At 38.6% G+C, this 17,002-nt stretch carries 12 protein-coding genes and 1 pseudogene; 5 read left to right on the top strand and 8 right to left on the bottom strand.

What is annotated here, in order from left to right:
- Positions 1–11: 11 nt before the first annotated feature.
- The 3 genes from DSM106972_RS29820 to thrS all read right to left on the bottom strand — a co-directional run bounded on the left by DSM106972_RS29820 (position 12) and on the right by thrS (position 2,682).
- The gene (locus tag DSM106972_RS29820; RefSeq protein WP_127084097.1) at positions 12–344 is read right to left on the bottom strand and encodes a hypothetical protein; all 333 of its coding nucleotides are present in this window, start codon (positions 342–344) and stop codon (positions 12–14) included.
- A 4-nt stretch (positions 345–348) separates the two neighbouring features.
- Positions 349–726, bottom strand: coding sequence for a DUF1636 family protein (locus DSM106972_RS29825; protein ID WP_127084098.1), 378 nt, complete (start codon positions 724–726; stop codon positions 349–351).
- Positions 727–843: 117 nt separating this feature from the next.
- Positions 844–2,682, bottom strand: a complete 1,839-nt coding sequence (thrS, locus tag DSM106972_RS29830; protein ID WP_127084099.1) for a threonine--tRNA ligase — start codon at positions 2,680–2,682, stop codon at positions 844–846.
- Positions 2,683–3,043: 361 nt separating this feature from the next.
- Between thrS and DSM106972_RS29835 the strand changes: the two genes are divergently transcribed.
- Positions 3,044–4,030: a nucleotide-binding protein gene (locus DSM106972_RS29835; protein WP_127084100.1), complete on the top strand. Its 987-nt coding sequence runs from the start codon at positions 3,044–3,046 to the stop codon at positions 4,028–4,030.
- Between the two features lie 71 nt (positions 4,031–4,101).
- On the opposite strand, the gene DSM106972_RS29840 is transcribed toward DSM106972_RS29835, so the two are convergent.
- Complete coding sequence (locus DSM106972_RS29840) at positions 4,102–4,944, bottom strand: nucleotide-binding protein (protein ID WP_127084101.1); 843 nt, start codon at positions 4,942–4,944, stop codon at positions 4,102–4,104.
- A 597-nt stretch (positions 4,945–5,541) separates the two neighbouring features.
- Between DSM106972_RS29840 and DSM106972_RS29845 the strand changes: the two genes are divergently transcribed.
- Positions 5,542–9,174, top strand: coding sequence for a PAS domain S-box protein (locus tag DSM106972_RS29845; protein WP_127084102.1), 3,633 nt, complete (start codon positions 5,542–5,544; stop codon positions 9,172–9,174).
- A 163-nt stretch (positions 9,175–9,337) separates the two neighbouring features.
- Here DSM106972_RS29845 and DSM106972_RS29850 read toward each other — a convergent pair whose 3' ends face one another.
- Both DSM106972_RS29850 and DSM106972_RS29855 read right to left on the bottom strand, forming a co-directional pair.
- Entirely contained in the window at positions 9,338–9,892 is a 555-nt protein-coding gene (locus tag DSM106972_RS29850) for a hypothetical protein (protein WP_127084103.1), read from the bottom strand.
- A gap of 173 nt (positions 9,893–10,065) precedes the next feature.
- On the bottom strand, positions 10,066–11,886 hold the full coding sequence (locus tag DSM106972_RS29855) for a TAXI family TRAP transporter solute-binding subunit (protein WP_127084104.1): 1,821 nt from the start codon (positions 11,884–11,886) through the stop codon (positions 10,066–10,068).
- A 1,032-nt stretch (positions 11,887–12,918) separates the two neighbouring features.
- On the opposite strand from DSM106972_RS29855, the gene DSM106972_RS29860 reads away from it, so the two are divergent.
- Entirely contained in the window at positions 12,919–13,404 is a 486-nt protein-coding gene (locus DSM106972_RS29860; RefSeq protein WP_127084105.1) for a hypothetical protein, read from the top strand.
- A gap of 807 nt (positions 13,405–14,211) precedes the next feature.
- On the opposite strand, the gene DSM106972_RS29865 is transcribed toward DSM106972_RS29860, so the two are convergent.
- Positions 14,212–14,601, bottom strand: a complete 390-nt coding sequence (locus DSM106972_RS29865; protein WP_127084106.1) for a DUF1636 family protein — start codon at positions 14,599–14,601, stop codon at positions 14,212–14,214.
- 196 nt (positions 14,602–14,797) lie between these two features.
- On the opposite strand from DSM106972_RS29865, the pseudogene DSM106972_RS29870 reads away from it, so the two are divergent.
- Both DSM106972_RS29870 and DSM106972_RS55450 read left to right on the top strand, forming a co-directional pair.
- Positions 14,798–15,319 (top strand): annotated as a pseudogene (locus tag DSM106972_RS29870) (hypothetical protein); the annotation flags it as partial.
- Between the two features lie 37 nt (positions 15,320–15,356).
- Positions 15,357–15,461: a hypothetical protein gene (locus DSM106972_RS55450; RefSeq protein WP_272954045.1), complete on the top strand. Its 105-nt coding sequence runs from the start codon at positions 15,357–15,359 to the stop codon at positions 15,459–15,461.
- A 203-nt stretch (positions 15,462–15,664) separates the two neighbouring features.
- Here the strand turns inward: DSM106972_RS55450 and xisF are convergent, their stop codons facing one another.
- Positions 15,665–16,999 carry a fdxN element excision recombinase XisF gene (gene xisF / locus DSM106972_RS29880; RefSeq protein WP_127084107.1) on the bottom strand — a complete coding sequence of 445 codons (1,335 nt, stop codon included), beginning with the start codon at positions 16,997–16,999 and terminating at the stop codon, positions 15,665–15,667.
- Between the last annotated feature and the right edge of the window lie 3 nt (positions 17,000–17,002).

A 17,002-nucleotide genomic window follows, 5' to 3' on the forward strand; every position in this document is an offset into this window, starting at 1 on the left:
TATAAAAACTTTTAATCAGGAAAATAAAAATCAGCTTCGTCTTCATCAATGGGTTCGGAAAGATTTTGATAGTAAGCTTCCAAATCTTCTTTACTAATAGAATTTTCTGTAGGGTTTGTAAAAAATGCCTGCACTCGTAAATATTGACGCATTCCTTGGGCACTTGCATCTAAGCGTGTTGCTTGTTGAAAATCATTTGGTAACGTAGCCCTAATTTTTACCCACGCCTGTTGTATAATTTCTTCAATAGCAGGACTGGGGGCATTATCCATCAGATTTTCCAGGTTTTCTAGAATATCTATCGTTTCTATAATTTGCTTTTGTGTTTCTGGGTTATTAAACATCCTCTTAGAGTTGTGGTGGAGGTGGAATTCTTGCTAGTATTCCTTTCTGCAAAATTTCTGGTCGCTCTTGCCGGGGAATAATACCATCAAAACTTGTATAATATTGCTCGCAGAATTTAAGTATTGCTTCTGCACTTTCAAGGGCTGGCAAATCACCGAACATTAATGAAGTTTTATTTGGCGCCGAAGTAGCTATGGCACAGGGTCTTTTACATGCGCTCAAACATTCTACTTCTTGAATTACGTACTCAGGACTTAAAGACCATTTTTCTGCTAAATTTTTGACTTGGTTATATAAAATTTTGCCACCTTTTTCACCTAGATATTCCCGTTGGGTAAGGGAGAAAGAACAGGATTTGCAAATGTATAATGCGTGAAACATAAGATATTTGGTGGGAGGGGAGGGGAGGGGAGGGGCGGGTTTATTATATTGTTTTAAGTGGCGGAATGTTTCGTTAACCCGCCCGTACTGGGGTCGGAAAATTCATGTTGAAGTTTATTATATTGTTGTTTTTTCGGCAATCACTTGTTGTAAGCGACTAATAATATTATCTACTACTAATGCTCCTAAATCTCCGGATTTACGAGTACGAATGCTTAAGGTGTTTGTTTCTACCTCGCGTTTACCGATAACACCAACGACGGGTATTTTTTCGACTTCTGCGGTACGAATCAATTTACCTAAACGTTCACCTGTATTATCTATTTCAACACGTAAGCCAGACTGTTTCAATTTTTTTGCTGCTAGTTGAGCATAATCGCGAACTTCATCGCTGACGGGTAATAAACGTATTTGTACTGGCGCCAGCCATAATGGAAAGTCACCTGCGTAGTTTTCGATTAAAATACCAAAGAATCTTTCTAGTGAGCCAAATATGGCACGGTGAATCATGATAGGACGTTTTTTGCTACCATCTGGCGCCACATATTCCATATCAAACCTTTCTGGTAAGTTAAAATCTACCTGAATTGTAGAACATTGCCAAAGACGACCAATTGCATCTTTGATTTTAATATCTATCTTGGGTCCATAAAAGGCGCCACCACCATCATCAACTATATATTTCCAACCTTTAGTATTCAAAGCTTCAACCAACGCATCAGTGGCAAGTTCCCAAATGTCATCGGAACCAACTGACTTGCTCGGACGAGTGGAAAGATTTATCTCATAGTCTTTAAAACCAAAATCAGATAAAATCTTCTCTGTCAAATTTAATACGCCTAATATTTCCGAAGCAACTTGCTCTGGTAAACAGAAAATATGAGCATCATCTTGGGTAAAACCGCGAACACGCATCAATCCATGTAAAGCACCCGAACGTTCATAACGATAAACTGTTCCTAACTCTGCCCATCTCAAAGGTAATTCTCGGTATGAGTGAAGCTGATTTTTATACGTTAATACGTGGAAAGGACAATTCATCGGCTTAATTTGATAAGCTTGATTTTCTACAGACATCGAGTCAAACATGCTTTCAAAATAAAAGTCAAAGTGTCCCGATGTTTTCCATAAATCTAAATTCGCCACATGAGGAGTATATAGCAACTCGTAACCCGCTTCGATGTGGGAACGGCGCCAATAATCTTCTATTTGATAACGGATAGCGGCGCCTTTGGGATGCCAAAACACCAAACCACCACCAGCTTCATCTTGAATACTAAATAAATTAAGCTCTTTGCCCAACTTGCGATGGTCGCGGCGTAATGCTTCTTCTCGCTGCTTTAAATATTCTTGCAATTCTTCAGGTGTTTCCCAAGCTGTACCATAAATACGCTGCAACATTGGCGCTTGTTCATCACCTTGCCAATAGGCGCCTGCAACATTCAATAATGCAAAAGCCTTGGCATTAATTTCTTTTGTCGAGTTCACATGTGGACCTGCACACAAGTCCCACCAATAGTCTCTTGGTGGTAAACTATCCGCTGTAAACAGTGAAGACTCGACTTTACGACCATCAGGACTACCAATGTAGTAACGAGTAATAGTCTCACCTTCAGAAATACGGTCTAATATATCTAACTTGTAAGGCTCATCCAAACTAGCTATTTCCGCCTTAATCTCTTCTCTATCAACCTCTTCTCGAATAATTGGCAACTTTGACTTAATTATCCGTCGCATCTCAGATTCTATCTTACCCAAGTCATTGGGAGTAATACTAACCGGACAGTCAAAGTCATAGAAAAACCCTGTTTCCGTCACAGGCCCAATAGCCACCTTCGTCCCCTTAAACAGCTTTTGTACTGCCATCGCCATAATGTGGGCACATGTATGGCGTATTTTCTCTATATTCTGACTGTCTTGCTGTACAGATTGCGACTGGGCTAAAGAACTTACCATAAAATACTTGCATGTAATAATAATCATTATCATAATAGCGCATTGTAAGTTATCTGTCTTGCCTGCCCTCTCTCTGTGCCCTAGAAATCTCTGTGGTGAAAAGAAAAAATTTGTAGAATGATTACAATTTTCAGAGATTTTTGGCGCCTTCTTGTACAAACAGCATCACGGAGATTCACGACTATCCGAAAAATCCACTACATCCGGTCAACATAAAATGTATTCATAGCAATAATGTATCTTGCAGGTATTGATTTTAGTGGAGTATAAAATACCCTGTAGGCAAATACGGTTGCATCTGTACGAGCGTTGTATCTATAGTAAAAAATTCTCCGTTTAGAATTAATTGGAGTCACTAAGTATGAAGTTAGCTGTTTATGGTAAGGGAGGAAGCGGAAAAACAACCCTGAGTGCAAGTTTGTTGCAGTTTCTCAGTTATTTCTGCAATTTTCGTGTTTTAGGAATTGATGGCGACCATAATTTACATCTTGCCAACGAACTTGGCGCCACTGAAACTGACATGCAACGGGGTGAACAAGGAACCGCGCGAGATATTGGTAATGATTTAGAATGGTTGCGCGCGTACTTTGCTGGAAATAATCCGCGTATCACTGCTGATTTACCAATGATTAAAACCACTCCACCAGGAGAAGGTTCACGTGTACTCAAATTATCTGAGCCTGCAGAATGGCGCCAGCGTTATGTTACTGTTATCGATGGAGTAGAGTTAATTCGTGTCGGTGATTTCACTTCAGAGGACTACCGTAAAAAATGCTATCACAGTAAAACTGGCGCCATTGAGATATTTCTCAAACATGTCTGGGAAGATAGTAACGAAGCAATCATAGTTGATATGTCAGCAGGGAAAGATGTTTTTGCTTCCCCGTTACCCACTTTGTTTGACGGTAATATCTATGTTGTCAAACCAACTCGCAAGTCGTTAGCAAACGCAGTTGATTTTTTGAGTCATGCCAAAAACTTTGGTGTCTCCATGCTGGTAGTGGCAACAGATATTTCTAACTGTCAAGAAGTCGCTGCAATAGAAAGTCAATTAGAAAGACCTGTAGATGGGATAATTCCCCATGACCCATTTTTCATGCAGCGAGATAGCTTACTATTATCGCGTCCACCTCATGTGCGAGAAGCAAGCTTTGCTGTTTTGGATGCACTGTATAATTTAACAGACTTATTGCGACAATTACCATTACACGACTGGGACAAAATATTAACAAGAATGCTGTACCATCACGAAGAAACAGCAGCATCTTGGGCAGGTGACAAATTTAACGAACAAATTCAGCCTGGTTTCAATCCGTTTAAACACGTTAAATTTGAAGTTTCTGTGTAAGCAAAACTTAAATATTGTAGAGTCGCAACTTATGAAGGCGCCTCTACATAATTGACTTGCTTATAAGACGGTCATAATACCTTACTTTCCTCAAATACCTTAAGTTTCACATAAGAATCTTTTACTAAAGGAAGTGCTTTAATTCTGGTAAAGATTGTTTCCAAATTATGCAGGTTTTCCTCGCCTACCGAGGAAAAATCACAGTTAGTCAAAGCTATATCCGTGTTTATTTTCCCTATAATTAAGTCTGCAAACTCCCTTTCAAAATCCTTGATTAACTTGTTTTCTGCATTGTATTTATTGAGAATAAAATTTAGCTTCATGCCCTGTTTCTTTATCAGACTACAAAGCTGCTTGGCTACTTTTATACTGTTGATATTTCCTTCAACCACCGCAATAATACAGTCAAAGGCAAAGTATAAACCGTAATTTACCATGTCAGACCCAGCAACCGAGTCTAGTACTAGCCACGACCCACTTTCCATGCTGAGAGTCGGTAGCATGTGCTTGACGGGAGCCGATAAAGCGTGGGAGCATTTGTAACTATTCATGATTTCTTCGTCACCAAGTCCCAGCACTATTAAATCCAAATTGGGATTAACCTGAGTCAAATATTTATCCAGCTTTTCTGTTTTCTCAGTTTGCGGGTATGTAAAATCAACTGGGGTGGATTTAAAATATTCTCTCCACATCCCAACCTGGGGCATATTTGCTAACTGCCTAAACTCATCGTTAAAATCTTTAAAGTAGTTTACCTCGTAAGGATTCACCCCCAAACAAGTAGATAAGTCCATATTATGGTCTGCATCAATAGCCAGGGTTCTAATTTTTTTGGCTTGGCTCAAATATTCGGATAAAAGCCAGCTAATAGTGCTTTTTCCGCTTCCCCCTTTTCCTAAGATTGCGACTTTCATAATCAAATTTTTTTGAAAGTAAAAACTTATTTTTAAATTATATAATCATCGCTTGACATAAGTGAGCTACACTACAAATCTTACTATGTTCAACAATGATAATCATTATTATATTAGCACAAAAATTTTCCTTTGACAAATATTTTTTGCTTGTATTTGGGCGCCTGCTGATAACCCTACATATCCCACACCGCATAAAACAACGTAGAGACGTGATTAATCACGTCTCCACATTAATCACCTCTTCACGACAAAGGATAATTTGACTACAGTTTTTTTGTATTATTAGGTAACAAATGCATTGTTAATATCTTAAAGTCACGCACCCATCAGTATAAACATGCGTTTATGACGCTGTGTAATCGTTAATACATTTTCCAACTTATTTGGTAATTGAGCGAAATATACCAAATAAGTCGCTTGTGTGGGCAAATAATCAATTTATCTATCTAAAGATAGATAAATAGTGCAAGCTTATCTACCTCTTGAGATAGATAAATACTTCTATTGTTTAAAGAATAATCTACTGTGATGGGTTGTACATGGGTTTAGAAGCGCAATGGCAGAGTCAAGTGAATGTAGGCAGGAGGCACAAAAATGACCCTTCGGTTTCTTTTGCTTGATGACAATCAAGAAGATGCCTTAGTAATTAAAGCTACCCTTCGTTCCGGCGCCATTGATTGTGAATTGGTAAGAGTAGAAAGCTTAGAAGAATTTAGCACTGCACTTTATGGTAATAAATTTGACTTGATATTAGCTGATAATATAGTGCCAGCTTTTGAAGCTCTTTCGATTGCCCGTAACAAAATTCCTGAAGTTCCATTTATATTTGTTTCTAGCAATTTAGATGAAAAGCTAGAGATTGAAGCTCTTGAAAGTGGCGCCACAGATTATGTACTTAAACAACGGTTGGGACGGTTGGCGCCTATAATTCAACGAGCATTGTCTTCTTCGGAACGACGCTCCAAACCAGAACCCTCTCTAGTTGCACCCCATGAACATGAAGCTCGTCTCCGTGCGGTTGCTGCTAATTTGCCGAATGCGGCTGTCTTCATTGTGGATAATAATTTGCGCTATTTGTTGGCAGAGGGACAAGCGCTTTTGGGCGCCGGATTTATTTCAGATGATTTGGTAGGGAAAACTTTATACTCAGTTCTCGACCCGACCCTTGCTACACATTACGAACCTTACTTCCGTCAAGCTCTCGGTGGCGAACCATTCAGCTTAGAGCATTACAGCCACGGACGTTACTATATCTCTCATGGCACACCTTTATATAACGAACAAGGTAATATTGACTCGGTGCTAGTAGTGTCCTACGACAACACTGTTCGTAAACAGACAGAATTGAACATAGAATTTCTCGCCACAGTCAGCCAAAATTTGGTAAGGGCAACTACTGTAGAGGAAATTGTACAAACGATTGGTGAACAATTAAACCGCTATCTCAATATTTCTATTTGTGTCTTTACCGAAATTAATGAAGAGGCACAGCTAGCGGTAAATAATTATGATTGGCATCAAAATGATACGCCAAGCTTAGTTGGAGTTTATTCTATCCCAGAGTTTGTTACCGATGAGTTTTTGCAAGCCGCCAAAGCCGGACAACCAATTGTCGTTCGGGATGTTAATAATGACCCGCGCGTTGTCGATGCTTCTCGATTTGCTGCACTAAAAATAGGTGCGGAACTCAACATCCCTATAATTAAAGATGGGGAATGGAAATTTTCGCTAAGTGTGTTTCATCAAACACCTTACGATTGGCGCCTCTCGGAAATTGAGTTGATGCAGGAATTAGCAAACCGGGTTTGGTTTAAACTAGAACGCGCGCGTGCAGAAGAAGCCTTGCGAGAAAGTGAGAAGCAAAGCCGGAATATTTTAGAAAGCATTAATGATGGGTTTTTAGCTCTGGATGAAAACTGGCTGTTTACCTATATAAATAAAGCTGGCGAAATAATACTTGAGCGTGCTTCATCCGATTTAATTGGAAAAAACTTCTGGGAAGAATATCCAGGTCTTGATGGTAGCGAGTTTGAGCAGGTTTATCGGCGCGCAGCTAGTGAGTGTGTTGCTGGTTCGTTGACAGCGTATTACCCAGACCATAAGCGTTGGTATGAAGTTCACTCTTATCCAGCCGCAAACGGGATTACCATTTATTTTAGGAATGTTACAGATAAAATCCAAGCAGAAAATGCTTTACGCGAATCTTTGTCAGCACTGCGCCAAAGTGAATCTCGCTTTCGATTAATGGTTGAAAGTGCAAAAGAATATGCAATATTTACTCTCTCACTTGATGGCATTGTTACAACTTGGAATTCCGGCGCCGAACGATTGTTAGGCTATCAAGAAGCCGAAATTATCGGTTGTAACAATCGTATTATTTTTACACCTGAAGACAACGAACATGGGCAATCCGAGCGAGAGATGCAACTTGCACAGACAGAGGGAAGGGCAGAAAACGAACGCTGGCATGTGAAGAAAGATGGTAGTCGCTTTTGGGCAAGTGGTTTAATAATGCCGTTGCTTTCTGAAGCAGGCAACACACAAGGATTTGTCAAAATTTTACAGGACAAAACCGCACAAAGAGAGGCAGATAGGCGCCTGCAACTGCTGTATGAAACAACGCGCGATTTACTCGCTACTCCCCAACCAATGCAGTTGATGAGTAACTTATTTAACAAGCTCTCAGCCCAACTTGAGTTAGACTTTTACTATCACTATATGGTTGAAAAGAAAGACAACCAGTTAATGCTGCATCTAAAAAATTATGAGGGCATTTCTGAACAAGCAGCCCAATCAATCGAATGGATTCAATTTGGTGAATATCTGTGTGGGATGGTAGCGCAAGAGCGGCGCCAAATTGTTTTTGATCAAGCGCAAATTTCCACCCATCCAAACGCCCAGTTAGTCTACTCATTAGGTATCACGGCATATGCAGCACAACCATTGATTGTACATGGTCGGTTACTAGGAACGCTCTCGTTTGCTAGCCGCACTCGCACCAATTTTACCTCCGAAGAAATGGACTTGCTGCAATCTACTTGTGAACAAATCGCTATTGCCATTGAGCGAGCAAATTTAATCACCTCAATCCAACAACAAGCCGAGCAATTGCAACAAGCCAACCGAATCAAAGATGAATTTCTTGCTGTATTATCCCATGAATTGCGCTCGCCTTTAAACCCAATCTTAGGCTGGTCTAAGTTAATGCAAACAGGCAAGTTAGATGCAGCGAAAATGGCTCAAGGCTTAACTGTAATTGAACGTAATGCTAAGTTGCAATCAGAACTAATCGAAGATTTACTTGATGTTTCCCGAATTATACAAGGCAAACTAGCCCTTAATATCGCGAGCGTTGATTTGGCGCCAACTATTCAGGCAGCAATGGAAACAGTACAGCTAGCAGCACAAGTCAAATCGATTCAAATAACCGCAAACCTTGAACCAAATGTAGGACAAGTATCCGGTGACGCAAATAGATTACAACAAATAATTTGGAATCTTCTCTCCAATGCTGTTAAATTTACCAACGTTGGGGGACAAGTAGACATTCAATTAAAGCAAAATAACAATACAGCCCAAATTATAGTAAAAGATAATGGTATTGGTATCAAACCAGACTTTCTCCCCTGCGTATTCGACTATTTTCGTCAAGAAGACGGCGCCACAACTCGAAAATTTGGTGGACTAGGTTTAGGGTTAGCAATAGTGCGTCACTTGGTCGAACTACATGGTGGAACAGTATGTGCAGAAAGTTTAGGTGAAGGACACGGTGCCACCTTTACCGTAACATTACCACTTATACAAAATCCTTCCCCAACAAACTCAGATAGTAACCCATCTGACCCATCCCTCAATTTAGATGGTATCAAAGTTTTAGTAGTAGATGATGATACCGACACGCGCGAGTTTATTGTTTTTATGCTAGATATGTATGGAGCTTCCGTTACTGCTGCTGGTTCAGGCGCCGAAGCTCTGATAATTTTTTCTCAAGATATACCAGATATATTAGTAAGCGATATTGGAATGCCAGACATGGATGGTTATATGCTCATGCAACAAATAAGAGCTTTACCAAAAGAGCAAGGTGGACTTTTACCAGCAATAGCACTTACTGCCTTCGCTGGAGAAATAAATATTATTCAAGCTCTAAAAGCAGGGTTTCAAAAACACATATCCAAACCAATAGAACCAGAAACCTTAGTAACAGCCATTACCGAGATATTGTAGCATAGGCATCCTGTTATATTTATTTACCTAAATACACATGCATCTAAAATTGTTCTTGAAAAGTATAAGTATCAGTGAGGTGGGCGGCGCCATTTAGCTTATTGTAGAGTTATTAAGAGATGCTTCTACCTGGTGCATGACAAGAGTAGGCACCGACCACTGATTATTGAGAATATCTGCCAACTTGATTAGGTTTTGAAGCTAACGCAATGTCACGCGCGATAATTACAGGTTGATTGATGTAATCTTTGTAATATTCGTCTTGTATATTCAGTTTAAAATCGCGCTCAATTTTGGGAATATTATCTAATCTACGAACTTGACCTGTTACCTGAACTTCTGTACTTCCGTCTTTTGGTAAATTAAAGGGTACACCGGAAGCATTAATAACTACGATGGGTTCGCCACTAAAAAATCGTCTATCTGCAACAGCAAAAGAACGCAACCCAACACGTTGAACAGCTTTGCTTCTAATTGTGACGTTTTTACCAATAAAATTATCGGTATCGCGCGTAATTTCAGCTGTATTAGCAATTTTTGGGGTTGTATCTTGATTAGAAGTGAAAAATCCGCTATCTCTAGTCAACATAGCTAATACAATAAGTATACCCAAAACCGCTATATCTCTAATACCTTGAGACCTATCATCGTTGGAAGCATTATTGGCTTTACTGCTAGCTTCCTTAACTGCATCACTGATTTTTGGAATTTGATTCATGACTCTACCACCTTTTACTAGCTCATTTGAGCAACCTACTTAATTCTTATACCGAAGAGTTTGGTTGGTCTTTCTATCTCAAGAGCGGTTTCATGGTAATATAGGGTAGAGATTAAGGCATAAGTGTTATCTATGATATTAACTTAACAATGTGATAACAGTTTATTAACCTTTTATTTAATACCATCTGCTGCAACTTGCCAAATTACGCGGAATGATTGGAATGATTCTTGAGATATTCTCTCCTCTATTAAAGCATTAACCGCGCGCTTGAAGATAGCATTCATATCTCGACGAATTTCTAAGATTTCTGATTGCAGAAACTTAGTAGAATCACTTAACTGTAGAACCTGTCGTTTGTTAGCAGTGGTTATACATTTTTGTAAAACTTCATCTAAATCTTTCTGATTGAATTTATTTTTTTCTGTTTTCCGTAATTCATCTGCTGAAGTTACTCTCAAAATTTTCTGCCAAATATCTGTAGGTTCAATTTGCCAATTATCTACAATTACTGTGGCTTTGTGAGGAATATCATTAAGAATTTCGCCAGAGACATTTACAGGAAGTTTTTCAATTCCATTAATAACTTTACGTAAAGTCTTACCGAAAGATATTAAAGACTCATTTGATATCAAGTTTTTTTGACTAGCAAGTTCCGCAATTCTTTTCTCAATCAGAATTTTTGCCGCTTTATCAATTATCAAATCTTTGAAATTTTTAAGCTGTTGAGTATTGTTAGATTGTTCTGCGTCTAAATATTCTACCACTGCTTGAATACAGTCTTCAGCATCCATTAAAGAATTAACTTCTCGAATATAATCATCCGCTTTATTTTTGCGTATTTGCTCAAACCGTTGAGTTACCCATAAAAATCCAGACAACCCAATTGATGCTAAAGTAATTATAAAACCTAAACTTTCTGAATATCTCTCTAGCCAAGAAGGTTTTTCTCTATCATAATATGCTTGGGCGCCTGGATGAATAGGTAGACCAATTCCAGATTTCATATTATCAGGAGGACTCATATTCGCTAGCAATGGCATGGCTTTGATAAATTCCTGGCGATAGTCATAAAGAATTTTAGTAACTATACGAATTTTTTCTTGATTAGCATCTTTATGTGCTAGTAGTAACCTTGGAGTACTGACTGTTGTTAACTTTTGCTTATTATCGGCGCTACTGCTTGGTATAGGATTACTACCTCCTCGATAGGCGCCTTCAGGAATTTCCGCTTCTTTTAAATAAGGATTTTTCAGTGTCATTGCGGCAGCTTGATCAATTGGAACCAAACGTCCACATTCTGTAAGAATTTGTCTTATATTATCATTATCTACCGCGCGCACGTAAAATACAGCATCAATTTCTTTCTGATTACAAAGAGCATTTTTGATATTATTCTTTAATTCTACTAATTGTACAAGTTGTTGACCTTCTATAATTAAACCATAATATTGCATCAGAAACGCAAAAGACTCAATTTGACCACCCTCGCGCGGAGGCATTGCAACTCTTTTATTTTTAGCTAAATCAGAAACACTTTTGATATCAGAATCATTCCTAACAACTAGCTGGTACATATCAGGAAATAACTCAGACACAAGTTGCGCTTGAGTTAACTGCCTTTGAGGAGATGGAGTCCAAGCAGGAGAATTAACAGGCGCCAAGCTAGGCAGATTTCTCATAATTAAAATATCAGCTTGAGCAGCTACTATATCAGCTTGCTTTTTCTCCAACATATCTAAGTTTTCTTGCGTCCCATCAGTTTCTTTCTCTCCTTTGGCGCCGACAGAACTGCCAACTACAGTTACACAAACCTTATTATCAGAATATATAGGTAAAAACGTTCTCATCAGCAAAGCAAAATTATGAGCATCTCCACCCTCTCGCCCAGCCGCAATCCTCAAACATCTAGGTTGATTCAAATACCAACCTAAACCTAAAATAATAATTAGCCCAATACCAAACCCACCGACGCGCAGCACACGACGTTTCATAGGCTCTCCTATTTGAGAAAGGTAACTATACCCCGCTTTGAGTATATTTATATCTAGATATTAGCAGGATATAAAAGTACAAGTAATATAATTAGTCGCATTTAATACATAGCCCAAGAAGCAAATTTAATATTAAATAAATCTTCTAATTTTAAACTCTAAATAATAATACCTTAACCTAAACTTTACTAGTTTAAGCTAATTGTTTTAGACTTCACTGGTTAACAGCATGTTTAATCTGTCATGCTGAGGTAAGAAGCATCTTAAAGTATTAATATTAACCAAGAACCTAACCCCTAACCCCTTCCCTCGTAGGATACAAAAGAGCGAATGGTAGGTCTGACCCCTCATTTCACGCAAATTGGTCGGTAGAGACCGTATTAATTCGGTCTCTACAAGGTCTGGAATGACGCATTCATTGTCGCAGACAAATCGTGGGTATGATGGGCGTCACCCTCGAATCGCTCTTCTGTATCCTCGTAGGGAAGGGGAACGATAATATAAAGATTTTAAAGCCTCTCCCCGATGCGGGGAGAGGTTTGGAGAGGGGTTATATGTATATTTTTAAACTTTTGCTACAGGCACCTCTCTTGCGTTCAAACAAATCTTAACCTACCGCATATTCTCTAAAGTGGCGTTTAAACGGAGAATGAAAATCAATTACAATATCTTGCTTATTATAAACTATTAGCTTTAGTATATATGCTCTAATCGCATTTTGAACCAACCGTGTATTAAGCTAGGCGCCAATACTCTATGTATACATATCCTGGCTACACCTGCTGTTAACCCCCATCTAGACCAGAAGGAGCGCGCATAACAGTCAACTGCTTCAAATTTGATAAACGGCGTCTGTGGATGAAGCTCTGAAAATCTTTGAAACCTTGATGGTGCGTCACTGTAGGGTTATTTTTTAACGAGGTGTCGGTATGCAGGCGCCTGTATAGTGCATAAAAATGGGAAAGCCAACATACCTGTTAACAGAAAGGGAAAACAACTTTGAATCATCAAAATTAACAGGATAAATTACTTATGAAATTCGTAACCAAATCTATCGCTCTTACTACCTTACTTGCTGTATCTTCTGGAATAGGATTTTTGGGCGCCGCTTCCCAAGTATCTGCTACAATGTTTCAAGGGCAACAAGCAAATCCTAGCAAAATTAGTCAAATCATCAGCAGCAAACCTTCAATTGTTGGTAGTTGGAAAGGGCAGATTATACCCAAAGGTGATGATACTGCCACATTTATAGAGATTGATGTACTTTCTCAAGCTGGCAACACTAAGCAAGGGACTTGGAAATTTTGGGGATATGATACAAAGACTCAGAAAGATATTGTTATTCAGAACGGTACTTTAACAGCCACAGTGAATAATAACGATGTGATTTTGGAATTAAAAGAAAAAGGCAAAACTATGATTAAATTCAAGACCCAAGTGAAAAATAATAAACTAACAGGCGAATCTTTTGAAGGTAAAAGTCAGACAAAATATTTAATTAATTTAAAGAAAGGTTAATAATTGCACGTTGTAGAGATGCGATATATCGCGTCTCTACACAGGTATTTAAATAAATCATCAATTACAGCGTTGGCAGCAAGCAAATTTCGCATAACCAGCAATAATATTCCATCCGGGTAAAATTTCAGCAGATATATCGAGTTCAATACCTTGACTTTGCGTCTTGCATAATTAGTACTCTAGGTTTGAAATGCTAAGATATTAATTTATGTAAAGAACTATAGCAATCTTTTCTCAACAATGTAAAGTTATTTATATTTTTGTTAATTATGATTGACATAGAGACAGACGCAAAAACGCACCTGCTTTTCTCGACCGCTTGAAAACTAAAACTGAAACCACAAAAAAAGGACGTTCTGCAGTTATTATACGAGCTTAGAAGATGTTTTAAATGTATAAAATTAAACTATAAATTTAGGGAATCCCCCCAACCCCCCTTAATAAGGGGGGCTTAAATGCGTCTTTTTTCCAACGAACTCGCGGGGGGTTAGGAGGGATTAAACCAAAGATTATGTATTAAATATAACTTTCTAAATCTTGTTCAATAGTTCAAGTGAGTACTAATATCATACTGTTAGTGAGTATAAAGATATGTTAGCGCCAAATAATAACTTACAGATTTTATTCACCTTGTGGCAACTATTTAAACAAATAATCTAATATTTTATTAGCTCCTAATATATCTATAATGTTCCATTTTTATGAAACAATTTGTCATCAAAAAATGAAAAGCTATCAAGAGAAATAGCTTTATCCTACGATATGCTAAGTTGCTCATGATATTTTGGGTTAATTGCACCGCTTTTATTCACTCTCAGGCGCCTCATGTGTAATGCCGGGAACTTTAGTAATAGGGATTTCTTTTAATTCTTCAGGAAATTTGTCGTAGGGAATATTGCCTGTTTTGCTTTGAGTGTGTTTTTGAGCGAATTGTAGAAGTGCTGGAGCGGATTCTAAGCTAACAGTGCTAAAGACGTAAGTGGGTTTGCGAGAAGCGGAGAAGGCGATGACGCAGGCACGACCACAGTCCCAGAGGCAACTGGTAGGTTGAACTCGAATGTTATTAAATTCGGGATTGTTGGACTGGTGGGTTTGAACTTTTTCTAGAAGGACGGCGCCATCTGCTGGCTGGTCTTCTGGGTGATCTTCGGAGAAGCAGCAGGATTTGCAAACAAAGAGGGTAGATTTAGTCATAGTTTTTTGAAGATTGATAAGGTATTTTTCAAGATTATCTAGGATAGCATTAATCGCGTAAACATTTAGGTTGGGAATCGATGAAATTAGTTTGGTTAAAGGTCAAGGAAAGTTTATTGTTGTACTCGTAGATATAGATACGGGAAAGTTAATAGGGTTAGTAAAAGAAAGAAAACAAATTGTAATATAAAATTTGATGAAAACGTGGGGAGAAGAAGTTTTAGAAAAAATCGACTGGAGTCGTAAGTATGAGTTTCTGGATAAAGAGTTCCAGCAAATTTCTCGTAAAGCCAAACAAGGCAAACGATATGCAGATAAATTAGTCAAAGTATGGGGGCATAAAGGGGAAGAACTGTGGCTATTGATACATATTGAGCTTCAAGCCAAGCCTGAGAAAGAGTTTGAAATACGTATGTTTACGTATAACTTCCGAATTTTTGACAAGTTTGGGAAACCCGCAATTAGCTTGGCGATATTATGCGATAACAGTAAGGACTGGCGCCCCAAGGGTTTCAGCTTCACCTACCCAGGTACAAGCTTGGATTTTCAATTCGGAAGCAATAAGCTTTTAGACTATAAGGATCAGTGGGCAGAACTCGAAGCGAGCGATAACGTGTTTGCTCACGTAGTAATGGCACACCTGAAAATGCAGGAAACACAAAGAAAGCCCAAAGAGCGAAAAGAGTCGAAATTTAGCTTGACCAGAACGAAGTTTAACCGCATTAGTAGGTAGTTCTGGATGTGGCAAAACAACAATTACACGTCTTATTAATAGATATGCTGATGTTAAGAGCGGCGCCGTTAAAATTGGTGGCGCCTTATCTGGTGGAGAAAGACAACGCATAAAGAAAAATGGCTAGCTTTTTATAAGTTAGCCGCTAACAGAAATTTTCAATCCTCGAAACTACCCTAAACAATGAGCGCTACAGCAAAAACTATGACTCAAACTACAAAACGAGAATCATTACCAAAACGGTTAAAAAAGTTGGCGATTGTCTTTCAAAAAGTAAAGCATTTGGATGAAGATACAATCCGCTTTTACCTTGCTAACCCTGACCTAGTGCTAAATAATATTGAAAAGTTTAATGTCAATGATATTACCACTCAAGACAGTGACCGACCTGACAAACTTTCGGTATAGCTCGGCTTTTTCTTGTTCAGGCATGAATTTAAAAAATTGAACATCAGAGAAAGTGTTAACCCATTCATCAATCAACTCGGATGGGTAAGCCACCTTCTGATGTTGCAATATTTGAATTTTAATTTTTGCCATTGCGTCATCTATCGCATCATTTTGAGGTAATTTTTGTAGATTGGCTAGTGTAGCGCGTAGTTCAATAACTTCTGCTGATTCTGTGGGTTCTTCAGACAAAGCATAATCTCGTAGCATATTCGCATATTCGGTTAGTGCTTTATCTAAGGATTCGCAAATAAAAGTGAGCGATGTACTTTTTTTGTTGGTGCAATAAGTCTCACCGTACTCAGCACGTTGTTTACAAGCTAGTAAGTTTTTGTTACGTCTAACGTAGCATTTACCACCACAACACCCACAATAAACTAAGCCAGATAGTAACCCCTTTCCGGTTTCTCCTTTGTTATTGCGTCCCCATCGGCGCCTGTTTTCGGATAGTAATGTCTCTATATCTCTATAAATTTCCTCATCAATTAATGGGATATGAGTATCTTTTCGCACGTCCCATAACTCAGGACGGTTATTATTAAACTTTCTGTTGTAACAAGTATGACCACGAAGCGTTGGATTTTTAAGCCAATTAGTTAACCCTGTTGTAGAAAATCGAATTTTGTATACTTCGTAGACATGGTGGATTGTACCGCGAATTGTTGATTGATTGCTGAGAAACCAATCAATTATTTCCCGTGCAATCACCCAATTAGATTTACCAGACTCATGCAGTGTTAAGTCAGGAACGTACTTCTCAGAATCACGGCAGTAACCAAACGGCGGCTGTGGACAAGCTTTAGTTTGTTCACGAAAGTAATTATACCCGTGAATCACTCTGCTTTGTAGCAAATCGCTTTCAAACTGAGCTAAGGCGCCCATTTGGTTAATTGAGAATTTGGAAAATGGGTTTGATATATCTTCAATTGGTGCATCTAATATAACTAACTTAATATGCTGTTCTTCAAATAGCGTAATCGCTTTGCTTATTGTCACTACAGACCTAGCTAAACGGTCTAATCGAGTGACTACTATCTCTGTTATTTTACCTTGACGACACAGAGTTAATAATTTATTAAAGTTTTGACGATTGTTAGATTTTCCTGACTTAATGTCTGAGAAAATCTTGCACACTCCAGCTTTTTCAAGACGCGCTATTTGTTGCGTTAATGCGTCGTCTTGTTCTCCGGTGCTAACGCGCGCATAGCCTACCCGCATAAA

This window comes from Dulcicalothrix desertica PCC 7102, from assembly GCF_003991905.1.
Classification (GTDB): Bacteria; Cyanobacteriota; Cyanobacteriia; order Cyanobacteriales; family Nostocaceae; genus Dulcicalothrix; species Dulcicalothrix desertica.